The organism is Salmonella sp. GDC200615 (assembly GCF_050574145.1).
GTDB classification, from domain to species: domain Bacteria; phylum Pseudomonadota; class Gammaproteobacteria; order Enterobacterales; family Enterobacteriaceae; genus Salmonella; species Salmonella enterica.
The window spans coordinates 3,424,027-3,438,709 of sequence record NZ_CP192247.1 but is presented as its reverse complement, the minus strand read 5'-3'; the positions used below and the strand labels follow the sequence as shown (position 1 = coordinate 3,438,709).

At 55.6% G+C, this 14,683-nt stretch carries 16 protein-coding genes and 1 pseudogene; 7 read left to right on the top strand and 10 right to left on the bottom strand.

Annotated features, from left to right (window positions below; genetic code table 11):
- Nucleotides 1-208 precede the first annotated feature (208 nt).
- The gene (locus ACQ29O_RS16630; RefSeq protein ID WP_000198484.1) at nucleotides 209-748 is read right to left on the bottom strand and encodes a DUF3251 domain-containing protein; all 540 of its coding nucleotides are present in this window, start codon (nucleotides 746-748) and stop codon (nucleotides 209-211) included.
- 151 nt (nucleotides 749-899) lie between these two features.
- Here ACQ29O_RS16630 and nrdR point away from each other — a divergent pair, with 151 nt between their 5' ends.
- From nrdR to pgpA, 6 genes are all read left to right on the top strand, one after another.
- The gene (nrdR, locus tag ACQ29O_RS16625; protein ID WP_000543533.1) at nucleotides 900-1,349 is read left to right on the top strand and encodes a transcriptional regulator NrdR; all 450 of its coding nucleotides are present in this window, start codon (nucleotides 900-902) and stop codon (nucleotides 1,347-1,349) included.
- Nucleotides 1,350-1,352: 3 nt separating this feature from the next.
- A complete protein-coding gene (ribD, locus tag ACQ29O_RS16620) occupies nucleotides 1,353-2,456 on the top strand; it encodes a bifunctional diaminohydroxyphosphoribosylaminopyrimidine deaminase/5-amino-6-(5-phosphoribosylamino)uracil reductase RibD (protein ID WP_001150229.1) in 1,104 nt (367 codons plus the stop codon).
- Nucleotides 2,457-2,544: 88 nt separating this feature from the next.
- Complete coding sequence (ribH, locus tag ACQ29O_RS16615; protein ID WP_001021372.1) at nucleotides 2,545-3,015, top strand: 6,7-dimethyl-8-ribityllumazine synthase; 471 nt, start codon at nucleotides 2,545-2,547, stop codon at nucleotides 3,013-3,015.
- 20 nt (nucleotides 3,016-3,035) lie between these two features.
- Complete coding sequence (gene nusB, locus ACQ29O_RS16610; RefSeq protein WP_253336132.1) at nucleotides 3,036-3,455, top strand: transcription antitermination factor NusB; 420 nt, start codon at nucleotides 3,036-3,038, stop codon at nucleotides 3,453-3,455.
- 78 nt (nucleotides 3,456-3,533) lie between these two features.
- Nucleotides 3,534-4,514, top strand: a complete 981-nt coding sequence (thiL, locus tag ACQ29O_RS16605) for a thiamine-phosphate kinase (RefSeq protein ID WP_000742081.1) — start codon at nucleotides 3,534-3,536, stop codon at nucleotides 4,512-4,514.
- Nucleotides 4,492-5,007: a phosphatidylglycerophosphatase A gene (pgpA, locus tag ACQ29O_RS16600; RefSeq protein ID WP_000154063.1), complete on the top strand. Its 516-nt coding sequence runs from the start codon at nucleotides 4,492-4,494 to the stop codon at nucleotides 5,005-5,007. The genes thiL and pgpA overlap by 23 nt, the downstream gene beginning before the upstream one ends.
- Before the next feature lie 4 nt (nucleotides 5,008-5,011).
- Here the strand turns inward: pgpA and ACQ29O_RS16595 are convergent.
- The 5 genes and pseudogenes from ACQ29O_RS16595 to xseB form a co-directional block, all read right to left on the bottom strand.
- Nucleotides 5,012-5,103: pseudogene (locus ACQ29O_RS16595) on the bottom strand (hypothetical protein); the annotation flags it as partial.
- A 7-nt stretch (nucleotides 5,104-5,110) separates the two neighbouring features.
- Entirely contained in the window at nucleotides 5,111-6,085 is a 975-nt protein-coding gene (locus ACQ29O_RS16590; RefSeq protein WP_001199872.1) for an aldo/keto reductase, read from the bottom strand.
- A 56-nt stretch (nucleotides 6,086-6,141) separates the two neighbouring features.
- On the bottom strand, nucleotides 6,142-8,004 hold the full coding sequence (dxs, locus tag ACQ29O_RS16585) for a 1-deoxy-D-xylulose-5-phosphate synthase (RefSeq protein WP_000006777.1): 1,863 nt from the start codon (nucleotides 8,002-8,004) through the stop codon (nucleotides 6,142-6,144).
- A gap of 23 nt (nucleotides 8,005-8,027) precedes the next feature.
- Nucleotides 8,028-8,927, bottom strand: a complete 900-nt coding sequence (gene ispA / locus ACQ29O_RS16580) for a (2E,6E)-farnesyl diphosphate synthase (RefSeq protein ID WP_000348077.1) — start codon at nucleotides 8,925-8,927, stop codon at nucleotides 8,028-8,030.
- Nucleotides 8,928-9,170 (bottom strand): exodeoxyribonuclease VII small subunit, encoded by a 243-nt coding sequence (gene xseB, locus ACQ29O_RS16575; protein ID WP_001124944.1) that lies wholly within the window; start codon nucleotides 9,168-9,170, stop codon nucleotides 8,928-8,930.
- A gap of 209 nt (nucleotides 9,171-9,379) precedes the next feature.
- Between xseB and thiI the strand changes: the two genes are divergently transcribed.
- Complete coding sequence (thiI, locus tag ACQ29O_RS16570; protein ID WP_000668651.1) at nucleotides 9,380-10,828, top strand: tRNA uracil 4-sulfurtransferase ThiI; 1,449 nt, start codon at nucleotides 9,380-9,382, stop codon at nucleotides 10,826-10,828.
- A gap of 43 nt (nucleotides 10,829-10,871) precedes the next feature.
- Here thiI and phnV read toward each other — a convergent pair whose 3' ends face one another.
- From phnV to phnS, 4 genes are read right to left on the bottom strand one after another with little or no spacing between them, the layout of a single operon-like run.
- The gene (gene phnV, locus ACQ29O_RS16565) at nucleotides 10,872-11,669 is read right to left on the bottom strand and encodes a 2-aminoethylphosphonate ABC transport system, membrane component PhnV (RefSeq protein ID WP_000909800.1); all 798 of its coding nucleotides are present in this window, start codon (nucleotides 11,667-11,669) and stop codon (nucleotides 10,872-10,874) included.
- On the bottom strand, nucleotides 11,663-12,547 hold the full coding sequence (gene phnU, locus ACQ29O_RS16560) for a 2-aminoethylphosphonate ABC transporter permease subunit (RefSeq protein WP_045161151.1): 885 nt from the start codon (nucleotides 12,545-12,547) through the stop codon (nucleotides 11,663-11,665). Before phnU ends, phnV begins: the two co-directional genes overlap by 7 nt.
- Nucleotides 12,548-12,549: 2 nt before the next feature.
- On the bottom strand, nucleotides 12,550-13,659 hold the full coding sequence (gene phnT / locus ACQ29O_RS16555; RefSeq protein ID WP_000928799.1) for a 2-aminoethylphosphonate ABC transport system ATP-binding subunit PhnT: 1,110 nt from the start codon (nucleotides 13,657-13,659) through the stop codon (nucleotides 12,550-12,552).
- A gap of 5 nt (nucleotides 13,660-13,664) precedes the next feature.
- On the bottom strand, nucleotides 13,665-14,678 hold the full coding sequence (phnS, locus tag ACQ29O_RS16550) for a 2-aminoethylphosphonate ABC transporter substrate-binding protein (protein WP_000778008.1): 1,014 nt from the start codon (nucleotides 14,676-14,678) through the stop codon (nucleotides 13,665-13,667).
- Nucleotides 14,679-14,683 lie beyond the last annotated feature (5 nt).

Sequence of the window (14,683 nt, the reverse complement as noted above, 5' to 3'; positions counted from 1 at the left end):
AAATCATTGCTCACAAAAATATGTCTTGTTTCACATATCTATCATTTACGTAATCGATTGCGTTCACGTTTGCGCATTTTAGACGCGGCGACAGTACTATCTTTCATGAATATTACCAATCCATGTCATAAATGACGGAAATGTCAGTAGGGCAACAAAAGTCGCGCGGGGGATGTTGCGGAACGCACAAAACGCTCCGCCAGAACGTTTATTGATTAACAGGCTGAATATCATGGATGCGAATGAAGCCTAACTGCGCCGGTGTGATCCCCTTCAACGGTAACGAAATATTGACATCACTGGGCGCCAGCAAGCTGGCAGGGGCATTTACCAGAAGGCTCTGTGCATTCACCTCCTGATAGTTCTCCGTAGTGCCCTGAAGTTGCCCGTACTCTACGGTAGCGCTGAATGCCGGCAGCGGATCGCGGGACTCGCCCTGAATGTGTAACGTTGCGTGAGCGCCGTCTGCGACAGGCGTAATTTCCAGCAATGTCATACGTAGCGTACCGATCTGGCTCTCCAGCCGGGCAGGCGTATTGGCGCCAGGCAACAAATAGACGCCGCGGGTTGACTCCGCATTCAGCTTATTTTGTTGGGTAATTTTTACCGTTTCCTGATTCAGTTGGGTCATCTCTTTATTCAGGGTGCTAATGCTTTGATGCATCTGGCGAACTTCGCTCTGCGGCGCGCAGGCGGTCAGGCTCAAGAGACTTCCCACCAGGAGAATTCTTAGGTAACGTCTTGTCATGTCGATGATTTCCTTCGTGGTCCGATAGCGTAATGGTAGTGCGCTATACGCACAAAGGCACCGATCCTTTATCTCAAAAGCGCTCCGCCTTTGTTGTCGCGCCAGTTCAGGGTAAAATAGTGTTTTCTAAATCATCTGGTCAGGACGCCGTATGCATTGCCCATTTTGTTTCGCCGTAGATACCAAAGTCATTGACTCTCGTCTTGTAGGCGAGGGCTCGTCCGTGCGCCGCCGTCGGCAGTGTCTGGTGTGTAATGAACGCTTTACGACCTTTGAAGTGGCTGAACTGGTCATGCCGCGCGTGATAAAAAGCAACGATGTGCGCGAACCCTTTAATGAGGATAAGCTGCGTAGCGGCATGTTGAGAGCGCTGGAAAAAAGACCCGTCAGCGCAGATGATGTTGAAATGGCATTGAACCATATTAAGTCACAATTACGTGCCACTGGGGAGCGTGAAGTTCCCAGCAAGATGATTGGCAACCTGGTCATGGAGCAGCTGAAAAAACTCGATAAAGTCGCGTATATTCGCTTTGCCTCCGTCTATCGCAGTTTCGAAGATATCAAAGACTTTGGCGAAGAAATCGCTCGCCTACAGGACTAAGCCATGCAGGATGAGTTTTACATGGCGCGAGCGCTCAAACTGGCGCAGCGTGGACGTTTCACCACTCACCCGAACCCTAATGTCGGCTGTGTCATTGTTAACAATGGCGACATCGTCGGCGAAGGTTATCACCAGCGCGCCGGAGAGCCGCACGCCGAGGTCCATGCGCTGCGGATGGCGGGCGCAAAAGCCAAAGGCGCAACCGCCTATGTCACGCTTGAACCCTGTAGCCATCATGGGCGAACGCCGCCATGTTGCGATGCGCTGATTGCGGCTGGCGTCGCGCGCGTGGTCGCCGCGATGCAGGACCCGAACCCACAGGTCGCCGGGCGCGGACTGTATCGCCTGCAACAGGCGGGTATTGCGGTCAGCCACGGGTTAATGATGAGTGAAGCGGAGGCGCTCAATAAAGGCTTCCTCAAACGGATGCGTACCGGATTCCCTTATCTTCAGCTTAAACTGGGCGCCTCCGTCGACGGACGGACGGCGATGGCCAGCGGCGAAAGCCAGTGGATCACCTCGCCGCAGGCCCGGCGCGACGTTCAGCGCTTGCGTGCGCAAAGTCACGCTATCTTAACCAGTAGCGCGACGGTATTGGCTGACGATCCGGCCTTGACGGTGCGTTGGGCGGAGTTAGACGCCTCTACGCAGGCGTCTTACCCGCAGGAAAATCTGCGCCAGCCGGTGCGAATTGTTATCGACAGCCAAAACCGGGTAACGCCTGCGCATCGTATTGTGCAGCAGCCTGGCGAAACGTGGATTGCGCGTACCCAGGAAGATAGCCGCGCGTGGCCCGATTCGGTTCGTACTATCAGCGTGCCGGCGCACAACGGACATTTGGATCTGGTTGTGCTGATGATGCAGTTAGGCAGGCAGCAGATTAATAGCATATGGGTTGAAGCCGGACCGGGACTGGCGGGCGCGTTGCTGCAAGCCGGGCTGGTGGATGAACTGATTGTCTATGTCGCGCCTAAATTGTTGGGAACCCAGGCGCGGGGATTATGCGAATTGCCGGGGCTTGAGAAGCTCGCCGACGCGCCGCAATTTACCTTCAGCGAAATACGTCATGTCGGCCCGGATGTTTGCCTGCATATGGTGAGCGCATGAGTTCTCCCGTCGAAAGGGGAGCAGCGCTCAAATTATTATGATAAAATCCGCCCCCCTGCGGGGCCAAATGAACCCTGGAAGAGAGAATATGAACATTATTAAAGCTAACGTTGCAGCCCCTGACGCTCGTGTCGCCATCACTATTGCGCGTTTCAATCAGTTTATCAACGACAGCCTGCTGGATGGCGCGGTTGATGCCCTGACGCGTATTGGTCAGGTAAAAGATGATAATATTACCGTAGTGTGGGTGCCTGGCGCCTATGAACTGCCGCTGGCGACCGAAGCGCTGGCGAAAAGCGGTAAATACGACGCCGTGGTTGCGCTGGGAACCGTGATTCGCGGGGGGACTGCGCACTTTGAATATGTGGCAGGCGGCGCCAGCAATGGCCTGGCAAGCGTTGCCCAGGACAGCGGCGTGCCGGTAGCCTTTGGTGTTCTGACCACCGAGAGTATTGAACAAGCCATCGAACGTGCTGGTACAAAAGCCGGTAATAAAGGCGCAGAAGCTGCGCTGACCGCGCTTGAAATGATTAATGTATTGAAAGCCATTAAGGCCTGATTTTTTGTAAGGGGAATTCCGTGAAACCTGCTGCTCGTCGCCGCGCCCGTGAGTGTGCCGTCCAGGCGCTTTACTCCTGGCAGTTGTCCCAGAACGACATCGCTGATGTTGAATACCAGTTCCTGGCGGAACAGGACGTAAAAGACGTCGACGTTCTCTATTTCTGTGAACTGCTATCCGGGGTGGCGACTAACAGCGCGTACCTGGATGGTTTAATGAAACCGTATCTGTCCCGCCTGCTTGAAGAGCTGGGACAGGTTGAAAAAGCCGTGCTGCGTATTGCGTTGTTTGAGCTGTCAAAACGCAGCGATGTGCCTTATAAAGTGGCCATCAACGAAGCGATTGAACTGGCGAAAACCTTTGGCGCTGAAGACAGCCACAAATTCGTCAACGGCGTACTGGATAAAGCAGCTCCGGTGATTCGTCCCAACAAAAAGTGATTCACAGGCCGGAAAGATAGCGGGCGATCGATACCCGCCGTCTCCGGCCTTTTCTTTTTTTCTGCTGAGGCATAACGTATGGCATGTGGCGAGTTTTCCCTGATTGCCCGTTATTTTGACCGTGTAAAAAGCTCTCGTCTTGATGTTGAAACCGGTATTGGCGACGATTGCGCGCTCCTGAATATTCCTGAAAAACAGACCCTGGCGATCAGTACCGATACGCTGGTGGCGGGCATCCATTTCTTACCCGATATCGATCCTGCCGATCTGGCGTATAAAGCGCTGGCGGTGAATTTAAGCGATCTGGCGGCGATGGGCGCCGATCCGGCATGGTTAACGCTGGCGCTCACGCTTCCTGACGTCGATGAGGCGTGGCTTGCCGCGTTCAGCGACAGCCTGTTTGAACAACTGGATTACTACGACATGCAGCTCATTGGCGGCGATACCACGTGCGGCCCGCTGTCGATGACGCTAGGTATTCATGGCCTTGTGCCAGTCGGTCGGGCGTTGAAACGTTCTGGCGCAAAACCGGGCGACTGGATTTATGTTACTGGCACGTTGGGCGATAGCGCTGCCGGGCTGGCGATTCTACGGGGTGATTTTCGCGTGGGAAGCTGGGGGGATGCCGACTATCTGGTCAAACGCCATCTGCGCCCGACGCCGCGTATTTTACAAGGGCAGGCGCTACGCGATCTCGCCAGTTCAGCGATCGATCTTTCCGACGGTTTGATCTCCGATCTTGGTCACATTCTGCAAGCCAGCAACTGCGGCGCGCGAATCGATTTGGAGGCGCTGCCTGACTCCGAAGAACTGTGGGGACATGCCAATGATCCCGAACAAAAGCTTCGCTGGATGTTATCCGGCGGCGAAGATTATGAACTGTGCTTTACCGTCCCGGAGCTGAACCGTGGCGCGCTGGATGTCGCGCTTGGTCATCTGGGCGTGCCGTTTACCTGTATCGGGCAAATGACGGCGGATATCGAAGGGATCGCCTTTGTGCGTGACGGAGAACCTGTCACTTTTGACTGGAAAGGATATGACCATTTTGCCACGCCATAAAGATGTTGCGAAAAGTCGCCTGAATTTGCGCAATCCGTGGCACCTGCTCGCTACCGGCTTTGGCAGCGGGCTGAGCCCCGTGGTGCCGGGCACGATGGGCTCGCTGGCGGCGATCCCCTTCTGGTATTTGATGACGTTTCTGCCGTGGCAGCTTTATTCGCTGGTCGTGATGTTTGGGATCTGCATTGGCGTTTATCTTTGCCATCAGACGGCGAAAGATATGGGCGTACACGACCACGGCAGTATTGTCTGGGATGAATTTATCGGTATGTGGATAACGCTGATGGCGTTGCCGACGACGGACTGGCAGTGGGTGGCTGCCGGGTTCGTTATTTTCCGCATTCTGGATATGTGGAAACCCTGGCCGATCCGTTGGTTTGATCGCAACGTGCACGGCGGCATGGGAATTATGATCGATGATATCGTCGCCGGCGTGATATCCGCCGGCATACTGTATTTTATCGGTCATCACTGGCCGCTCGGTATTATTTAAAGGGTTTGCCGGATGGCGGCGTAAACGCCTTATCCGGCCTATCCCCGAACAATATGTCGATTTCGCAGGCCCGATAAGCGCCGCGCCATCGGGCAATGGCAGATTATTTAAATCCCACCACCGGATGCTGTTTGTACGGCGTTTCGAGTTCAGCAATCTGCTCCGGTTTGAGCGTTAAATCAACGGCATTCAGCAACTCATCTAACTGCTCTTCACGCGAAGCGCCGATAATCGGCGCGGCGACGCCTCGTTTACTGAGTAGCCAGGCCAGCGCGACCTGCGCTCGCGTTGCGCCAAGCGCCTTGCTGACGCCAGCCAGCCGTTCCGCTATTTGCGCATCATTTTTATCGCTTTCAGCGTATAAATTTTTGCCCACGTCATCCGAGACCAGCCGGGCCGTGGTTTCTCCCCAGGGGCGAGTTAAGCGCCCGCGCGCCAGCGGACTCCACGGAATCACGGCGACGCCTTCCTGCCAGCACAGCGGTAGCATCTCACGCTCTTCCTCGCGGTAGATCAGGTTATAGTGATCCTGCATGGTGACAAACGGCGCCCAGCCGTGTTGTTTTTGTAGCGCCAGCGCTTGGGCAAATTGTGAGGCGTGCATTGAGGAAGCGCCGATATAGCGGGCTTTACCCGCCTTCACCACGTCGTTTAGCGCTTCCAGAGTCTCTTCTATCGGCGTGGTGTAATCCCAGCGGTGGATTTGCAGGATATCGACATACTCCATTCCCAGACGGGTGAGGCTATCGTCAATAGAGCGCAGGATTTGCGCGCGGGACAATCCTTCCGGCAGATCGCCGACGCGATGGAAGACTTTCGTCGCTACCACCACCTCGTCGCGCCGGGCGAAATCACGCAGCGCGCGGCCGACAATCTCTTCGCTGCTGCCGTCGGAGTAGCTGTTGGCGGTATCAAAAAAGTTAATGCCGCCCTCAAGGGCGCGCTTGATGATGGGACGGCTGCTCTCTTCGGGAAGCGTCCAGGCGTGATTGCCGCGACTCGGCTCGCCGAATGTCATACAGCCCAGACAAAGGCGGGACACCCGAAGATCGGTATTTCCTAACGTGTTGTATTGCATGACTCCGCTCCTGTTATACCCGTCACTCTTCAAGCATAGCAGGAGCAAAGAGGAGATTATGCCAGCCAGGCCTTGATTTTGGCTTCAATGCCTGCGGCGTCAAGCCCCAGTTCCGCGCGGGCTTCTTCCTGCGTTCCTTGCGGGATAAAGAAATCCGGAAGACCGATATTCAGCACAGGTACAGGTTTACGATGGGCCATTAGCACTTCGTTTACGCCGCTGCCAGCGCCGCCCATAATGGCGTTCTCTTCCAGCGTCACCAGCGCGTCATGCTGCGCGGCCATCTCCAGAATTAGCGTGTCGTCCAGCGGCTTAACAAAGCGCATGTCGACCAGCGTGGCGTTCAGCGCTTCGGCGACTTTCGCCGCCTCAGGCATTAAGGTGCCAAAGTTCAGAATCGCCAGTTTTTCGCCATGACGCTTCACAAGGCCTTTACCAATAGGCAGTTTTTCCAGCGGGGTTAGCGCCACGCCCTGCGCATTACCGCGTGGATAACGTACTGCCGTCGGGCCGTCGTTATAGTGATACCCGGTAAATAACATCTGGCGACATTCGTTTTCGTCGCTTGGCGTCATGATCACCATATCCGGGATGCAGCGCAGATAGGAGAGATCGAACGCGCCCTGGTGTGTTTGCCCATCCGCGCCAACGATACCGGCGCGATCGATGGCGAACATGACCGGCAGTTTCTGGATAGCGACGTCATGGATGACCTGATCGTAGGCGCGTTGCAGGAAAGTAGAGTAGATCGCCACGACGGGCTTATAGCCGCCAATCGCCAGACCTGCGGCGAAGGTGACGGCATGCTGCTCGGCGATGGCGACGTCAAAATAGCGATCCGGGAATTTACGTGAAAATTCCACCATGCCGGAACCTTCGCGCATTGCCGGGGTGATCGCCATCAGCTTGCTGTCTTTGGCGGCAGTTTCACACAGCCAGTCACCGAAGATTTTTGAATAGCCTGGCAGACCGCCGCTGCTTTTCGGCAAACATCCGCTGGAAGGATCAAATTTAGGCACCGCATGGAAAGTGATCGGATCTTTTTCCGCGGGCTCATAGCCGCGGCCTTTCTTGGTCATGATATGCAGGAACTGCGGGCCTTTCAGGTCGCGCATGTTCTTCAATGTGCTGATAAGCCCCATGACATCGTGACCATCGACCGGCCCGATGTAGTTAAAGCCCAGCTCTTCGAACAGTGTGCCCGGCACAACCATGCCTTTAATATGTTCTTCGGTACGCTTGAGCAGTTCTTTAATTGGCGGTACGCCGGAGAAGACCTTTTTTCCGCCTTCGCGCAGAGAAGAGTAAAGTTTACCGGAAAGTAGCTGCGCCAGATGGTTGTTGAGCGCGCCGACGTTTTCCGAAATCGACATTTCATTGTCGTTCAGAATGACCAGCATGTCGGGTCGGATATCGCCTGCGTGATTCATTGCTTCAAACGCCATACCGGCGGTGATGGCGCCGTCGCCAATCACACAGACGGTGCGGCGATCTTTGCCTTCTTTCTCCGCCGCCACGGCAATACCGATACCGGCGCTGATGGAGGTGGAGGAATGCCCAACGCTCAGCACATCGTATTCGCTTTCTCCGCGCCACGGGAACGGATGCAGACCGCCTTTCTGGCGAATGGTGCCGATTTTGTCGCGACGACCGGTAAGGATTTTATGTGGATAAGCCTGGTGACCAACATCCCAGATTAGCTGGTCAAACGGGGTGTTGTAGACATAATGCAGCGCCACGGTAAGTTCTACCGTGCCCAGCCCGGAAGCGAAGTGCCCGCTGGAACGGCTTACGCTGTCGAGTAAGTAGCGGCGTAGCTCGTCGCAGAGTTTCGGCAGACTCTCTTTCGGTAACAGTCGTAACTCCTGGGTGGAGTCGACCAATGCCAGGGTAGGGTATTTGGCTATATCAAAACTCATCGCAAGCTCATTGGATATGGGGTTTATTTATCACGCTGGATTATGTAGTTCGCTAGCGCTTCCAGTGCCGAGGTGTCCAGTGATTGCGCGGCCAGCTGATGTAACGACTGACGGGCGTCCTCTATCAGGTCCCGGGCTTTATTCCGGGCTTGCTCAAGACCCAGAAGTGCAGGGTAGGTACTTTTGCCAAGCTGCTGGTCTGCGCCCTGACGTTTACCTAACGTTGCAGTATCGCCCACCACATCCAGAATGTCATCCTGAACCTGGAAGGCAAGGCCGATACTCTCTGCATAGCGGTCAAGTATCGGCAGAGTATTCCGTCCTTTATCGCCCGCGCTCAACGCGCCAAGTCTAACGGCGGCGCGAATGAGCGCGCCGGTCTTATGGCGATGAATACGTTCCAGCGCGTCCAGAGTGATCCGCTGGCCTTCTGCCGCCAGATCCAATGCCTGACCGCCGCACATACCGGCGATGCCGCTGGCGTTCGCCAGTTCGGCGATCATCGCGATACGATCGCGATCGGTGACTTCCGGCATCGGCGCGTCGCTGAGAATGGCAAACGCCAGCGTTTGCAACGCGTCTCCCGCCAGGATTGCGTTGGCTTCGCCAAATTTAATATGGCAAGTCGGCAGGCCGCGACGCAAATCGTCATCGTCCATTGCTGGCAGGTCGTCATGGATCAGCGAATAGGCATGAATGCATTCGACCGCCGCAGCTGGCGCATCCAGCGTTGCCGTACTGACGCCAAACATTTGACCGGTGGCGTAAACCAGAAATGGCCGCAGGCGTTTACCGCCTAATAATGCGCCATACTGCATGGCTTCGACCACGGGAGTGTTCTGAAAGGGCAGTGGCGCGATAAAACGGCTCAGCGCCTGATTCGCTTGCGTTACGCAAGCCTGTAGCTGCTGCGTAAAGTCCATTTACTCATTATCCGCGATAAAAGGCTCAGGTGAAGCCTCTTCATTATCAGACAGCAAAATTTGCACGCGCTGTTCCGCCTGCTGCAGTTTTGCCTGCCCCTGACGCGCCAGTTGTACGCCGCGCTCGAATTCATTCAGCGCGTCTTCCAGCGGCAAATCGCCGCTTTCCAGGCGGGTAACAATATGTTCCAGCTCGCTCAGCGCAGTTTCAAAGCTGGCGGGCGCCTCATTTTTCTTCGGCATGATGACTGTTTGACTCTCTGTAATGGCAGCACAAGTCTATGGTAACGGACTCACACTGATAAGCAAATAACGCGCAATGGTAAGGGGAAATGCGCAAGATGTCCGTGATAGTGATATACTTCCGCGCCTGGATGCAGCCGTAGGTATGGGCTGCTATACTATTTCTCCACGACAAGCCTTAGATAGCTTGCTAAAGAACCATTGCCGCCATGAAGTTTATCATTAAATTGTTCCCGGAAATCACTATCAAAAGCCAATCTGTGCGTTTGCGCTTTATAAAAATTTTAACCGGGAACATCCGTAACGTTTTAAAGCACTACGATGAGACCCTCGCGGTTGTCCGTCACTGGGATAACATTGAAGTTCGCGCCAAAGATGAAAACCAGCGTCTGGCGATTCGCGACGCGCTGACCCGCATCCCGGGGATTCACCATATTCTTGAAGTCGAAGATGTGCCGTTCACCGATATGCACGACATTTTCGAGAAAGCGTTGGCGCAGTATCGCGAACAGCTTGAAGGCAAAACCTTCTGCGTGCGGGTAAAACGTCGCGGTAAGCATGAGTTTAGCTCCATTGAAGTGGAGCGCTATGTTGGCGGCGGATTAAATCAGCATATTGAATCGGCGCGCGTGAAGCTCACTAACCCGGATGTGACGGTGCATCTGGAAGTGGAAGATGATCGCCTGCTGCTGATCAAAGGGCGTTATGAAGGTATTGGTGGTTTCCCGATTGGCACCCAGGAAGATGTGCTGTCGCTGATCTCCGGCGGTTTTGACTCCGGCGTCTCCAGCTATATGCTGATGCGTCGCGGCTGTCGCGTACACTACTGCTTCTTTAACCTTGGCGGCGCGGCGCATGAAATCGGCGTTCGCCAGGTGGCGCATTACCTGTGGAACCGCTTTGGCAGCTCCCATCGCGTGCGTTTTGTGGCGATTAACTTCGAACCGGTGGTCGGCGAGATTCTGGAGAAAGTTGACGACGGCCAGATGGGCGTGGTGCTCAAACGTATGATGGTACGCGCGGCGTCGAAAGTGGCGGAACGTTACGGCGTACAGGCGCTGGTGACCGGCGAAGCGCTGGGCCAGGTATCCAGCCAGACGCTAACCAACTTGCGCTTGATCGATAACGTGTCTGACACGCTGATCCTGCGCCCGCTGATCTCTTACGATAAAGAGCACATTATCAACCTGGCGCGCCAGATTGGTACGGAAGATTTTGCCCGTACGATGCCGGAATACTGTGGCGTGATTTCAAAAAGTCCGACGGTGAAAGCCATTAAAGCGAAAATTGAAGCCGAAGAAGAAAATTTCGACTTCAGTATTCTCGATAAGGTGGTAGAAGAAGCGAACAACGTCGATATTCGTGAAATCGCCCAGCAGACCCAGCAGGAGGTGGTGGAAGTAGAAACCGTGAGCGGTTTCGGCCCGAACGACGTGATTCTGGATATCCGTTCTGTGGATGAGCAGGATGACAAGCCGCTGAAAGTGGAAGGTGTGGACGTCGTTTCGCTGCCGTTCTACAAGCTGAGCACTAAATTTGGCGACCTCGATCAGAGCAAAACCTGGCTGCTGTGGTGCGAGCGCGGGGTAATGAGCCGCCTGCAGGCTCTCTATCTGCGCGAGCAGGGCTTTGAAAACGTGAAAGCGTATCGTCCGTAATTCCTTTGCCGGGTGGCGGCTATGTCCTACCCGGCCTACCGTTTTATTTCTGCCCCAACCGTTTTGCAATGCGCTCCAGCTTCATCATCAGCAGCAGCGTAATGGCCACCAGCACAATAGTCAGCGCCGCGCCGTCGGCAATATTTCCACGGTCGGTCAGGCTAAAGATAGCTACCGGCAGCGTCGTCCAGCCCGGCGGATAAATCATCATCGTCGCGCCCAACTCCCCCATGGAGAGCGATAAACTCAGCGCCAGCGCTGACACCATCCACGGCATCAATAACGGCAACGTCACGTGACGCAGACGATACCAGGGCGATGCCCCCAGACTCGACGCGACGTTTTCAATATCGGCGGAAATGCGCGCCAGTCCGGTCGACACGTTACTGAAGGTAAAGGCGGAAATCAGCACAAAGTGCGCTGTCAGCACAATCCATAGGGTGCCGTTCATTTGCAATGGCACCTGGCTGAAAGCAACCAGAATGCCCAGACCCACGGACACTGACGGAATCGCACTCGGCAGATAGAACACCATACTTAACCATTTCTGCGTTTTCACCCCATATTGACGCAGCGCCAGCGCCGCCCAAACGCCGCAAAGCAGCGCAAACAGGCTGGCGCAAAAGCCAATCGTGAGGCTGGCAAGTAGGGCATCCCATGCCGCACCGTGCAGAGCGTTAACAAAGTGGTTCAGCGTGAAGCCACTCGGCAGAATACCGCTCCACTGCTGGCTAAGGCTGGACATTAGAATCACCGCCAGCGGCAGGAAAAAGAACACGATAAACAGTACGCTAGCCACAACGCCCGCCGCTGCGCGTCCTTTAGGTGACCAAATTAGCATGGCTGGCTCCTTACGCCGGTACGCGATGCCGCCAGGCGATAGAGGGAGAACAGCCCCAGCGACAAGACAATGTTAATCAACGCAATCATGCAGGCGACCGTATAGTCGGACTCCAGAATCGCTTTGCTGTAAACCATCATCGGCAGGGTGTTAACCCCTTTCGCGCCAATAAACAGTACGATGCCAAACTCGTTAGTGGTCAACAGCAGGCACAGGCTCAGCAGGCACAGGCTGCCACCAGCCATCAGCGCCGGTAGCGCCGCCGGGAAAATCACCTGCCCAATCACCCGTAACGGGGGCGCCCCCAGAATGCTGGCTGCCTCTAGCTGGCTTTTATCAATTTGCCGCAGCGCGGCCATCAGTGGCCGCATCACCAGCGGAGTGAACACCGTGATCTCCGCCAGAATGACGCCCTGCATCGAGTAGAGAAAATCCACCGGCGGTAGCTCAAAGGCAAACAGGCTCATCAGCGTACCGTTGAGCAGACCCGCTGACCCATAAATAAAGGTGAACGCCACCGTAATCAGGAAGGTCGGCAGCGCAATAAAAGTATCGACGACCCGACCAATCAACTCGCTGCCGGGGAAAGGAATAAACACCAGAATCAGCGACATCACGCTGCCCAGCAGCAGGCAACCGGCGGTGGCGAAAAAGGCGATTTGCAACGTGTTCAGCAACGCGCCGACAAAGCGTTTCGAGTCGACCACCTGGCGGAAGGTCTCGAGCCCGATCTCGCCATTAGCACCGCGTAGCGCCTGTTCAACGATGAGCGACAGAGGCCAGAAAAACAGCGTCGCCAGCACCAGCAACGGGAGCAGCAGCCACAGCAGTGGGCGTAGGTTAAGCGCCGGTTTTTCCAGAGGTAAAATGAGTGACATGGTTATACCTCAATCAGGACCGCATCATCCGGTTCGAACCACAGCGCCAGCTTGTCGCCCACGCGCGGCAGCGGATTGACATGCGTCAACACCATTCGCACCGTTTCGCCAGCAACGTCACACAGCAGATGGGTTAAATCGCCCTGCCAGTGCACCGATTGCAGTGTGGCGTTGAAGCGGTTGCTGTAGGCCGAACGCGGTGTCAGGCTGAGGTGCTGAGGACGAATGCACAGCAGTTTGTTGTAACCGTGGTGGCTGCCCCGGCTGAACGCGCGAATCACCGCACCGCCGCAGCTGACGTCCACCAGCCCCGGAGCCTCCGTTATCCCCAGCGCGATGGCGGAGAGAATATTGGCGCGACCTAAGAATTCGGCGGCAAAACGATTGGGCGGATGCTGATACAGCGCGCGGGTTTCGCCGTGAGCAATCAGCGAGCCATCCTTCATAATGCCGATTTTATCGGCCAGGGTGAGCGCTTCCGTTTGATCGTGGGTGACGTAGAGAATAGTGAGCTCCGGCAGCTCACGGTGAAGACAGGCGATTTCTTCCACCATATTATGACGAATCTGTGCGTCCAGCGCTGACAGTGGTTCATCCAGCAACAGCACGCGCGGGCGCACGGCAATCGCGCGGGCGATGGCCACGCGTTGCTGCTGGCCGCCGGAAAGTTGATGCGGATAACGGGCGGCGTAATCACTCATGCCAACCGTTTTCAGCGCCTGCGTTACACGCTCATTAATTAGCGCCTTTGGCTGCTTCTGCGCACGCAGGCCAAAAGCGACGTTGTCTTCCACTTTCAGATGCGGGAACAAGGCGTAGTTCTGCACCACCATCGCCAACCCGCGTTTATAGGGTGGCAGATGGGTGACGTCCGTATCGCCAATCAGAATACGACCGCCTGCAGGTTGCACAAAGCCCGCAACCGCACGCAGCACCGTCGTTTTTCCAGATCCTGATGGGCCAATCAGCGCCAGCACTTCGCCAGGTTCAATCGTCAAAGAGAGCGGTTTAAGCACCACGTTGCCGTGATACGCAACGCGCAGCGAGTCGAGGACTATCCCCGATGTCCCCTGCGATGCAGGGACGTGAACGGCAGTCGTTTTCATCAGCATCAGGCTTACTCGCTTTCGGTCACTTTGTGCCAACGGCTAATATCTGCCGACAGCGAAACGGCTACGTCATCCCAATTTGGCTGCCAGCTCTGCACGCCTTCTAACGCGGCAGTGGCGGCCTTGTAATGTTCGTCGCTAGGCGTCACGTCGCTGCGTACTGGCATTCCCCAGGAGAGTTCGCTGACGCGAGTCTGCGCTTCTTTACTCAGCAGGAAGTTAATCAGCTTTTTACCATTTTCACTCTGCGGCGCCCCCTGGACCAGGCCAATGACATAAGGGATGGCCAGCGCGCTGCGCTCGCCTTTGTCGTTGGCCGGCCAGAAGATTTTCACGTTCGGGTTACGTTCCATCTGCGCGAGGTTCATTTGCAGGTCGCCGTTAGCGACGTAGATTTCACCTTTATTAACCAGCGCGGTTAGCTTGCCGGTAGAGGCAGATGGCCCGACGTTATTGGCCTGCAGCTTGCCGAGATACGCAAAACCGGCATCTTTACTGCCGAAGCTGTGGAAAGCCTGCAGCATCACCGCCGTGCCGTCAGCGGCCTGACCTGGCGTGGAATACTGGAGTTTATTTTTGAATTTACCGTCAAGCAGATCCTGCCAGCTCGCCGGGGCAGTTTTCAGCAGCTTGCTGTTGTAGATAAAGCTCAGATAGTTCTTTACCAGCGGCGAATAAAGGTTGTTGGCATCGGGGATAGCCGATGCGGCGTCGGTGTTAAAGTTCGCCAGCAGCTTTTCGGCGGCGGCGCGCTGAATGAATGGCGGCGCGGTTACCAGCACGTCGGCCTGTGGATTCGTGCGCTCTTTTGCCAGACGTTCCACTACCACGCCACCACCGCCTTCAACATAGCGTACGGTAATGCCGGTCGCTTTGGTGAATGCGTCAAACTGCACCTGGTACCAGCTGTTATCGCCATCGTGCAGCCCGTCGATGGAGTACACCGTGACCACCGATTCCGCCCATGACGGGGCGCTGGCGAGAGCGAAGACAGACAGCAGAGCAAGTCGGGAAAGTTTCATCGTAA

Bases quoted from the DNA above. Each gene is read 5' to 3' on its own strand.
- ispA (WP_000348077.1), bottom strand. From the start codon at position 8,927: ATGGACTTTACGCAGCAGCTACAGGCTTGCGTAACGCAAGCGAATCAG.
- phnS (WP_000778008.1), bottom strand. From the start codon at position 14,678: ATGAAACTTTCCCGACTTGCTCTGCTGTCTGTCTTCGCTCTCGCCAGC.
- phnT (WP_000928799.1), bottom strand. From the start codon at position 13,659: ATGCTGATGAAAACGACTGCCGTTCACGTCCCTGCATCGCAGGGGACA.
- xseB (WP_001124944.1), bottom strand. From the start codon at position 9,170: ATGCCGAAGAAAAATGAGGCGCCCGCCAGCTTTGAAACTGCGCTGAGC.
- phnV (WP_000909800.1), bottom strand. From the start codon at position 11,669: ATGCTAATTTGGTCACCTAAAGGACGCGCAGCGGCGGGCGTTGTGGCT.
- thiI (WP_000668651.1), top strand. From the start codon at position 9,380: ATGAAGTTTATCATTAAATTGTTCCCGGAAATCACTATCAAAAGCCAA.
- phnU (WP_045161151.1), bottom strand. From the start codon at position 12,547: ATGTCACTCATTTTACCTCTGGAAAAACCGGCGCTTAACCTACGCCCA.
- ribD (WP_001150229.1), top strand. From the start codon at position 1,353: ATGCAGGATGAGTTTTACATGGCGCGAGCGCTCAAACTGGCGCAGCGT.
- ACQ29O_RS16630 (WP_000198484.1), bottom strand. From the start codon at position 748: ATGACAAGACGTTACCTAAGAATTCTCCTGGTGGGAAGTCTCTTGAGC.
- pgpA (WP_000154063.1), top strand. From the start codon at position 4,492: ATGACCATTTTGCCACGCCATAAAGATGTTGCGAAAAGTCGCCTGAAT.
- nrdR (WP_000543533.1), top strand. From the start codon at position 900: ATGCATTGCCCATTTTGTTTCGCCGTAGATACCAAAGTCATTGACTCT.
- dxs (WP_000006777.1), bottom strand. From the start codon at position 8,004: ATGAGTTTTGATATAGCCAAATACCCTACCCTGGCATTGGTCGACTCC.
- thiL (WP_000742081.1), top strand. From the start codon at position 3,534: ATGGCATGTGGCGAGTTTTCCCTGATTGCCCGTTATTTTGACCGTGTA.
- ribH (WP_001021372.1), top strand. From the start codon at position 2,545: ATGAACATTATTAAAGCTAACGTTGCAGCCCCTGACGCTCGTGTCGCC.
- ACQ29O_RS16590 (WP_001199872.1), bottom strand. From the start codon at position 6,085: ATGCAATACAACACGTTAGGAAATACCGATCTTCGGGTGTCCCGCCTT.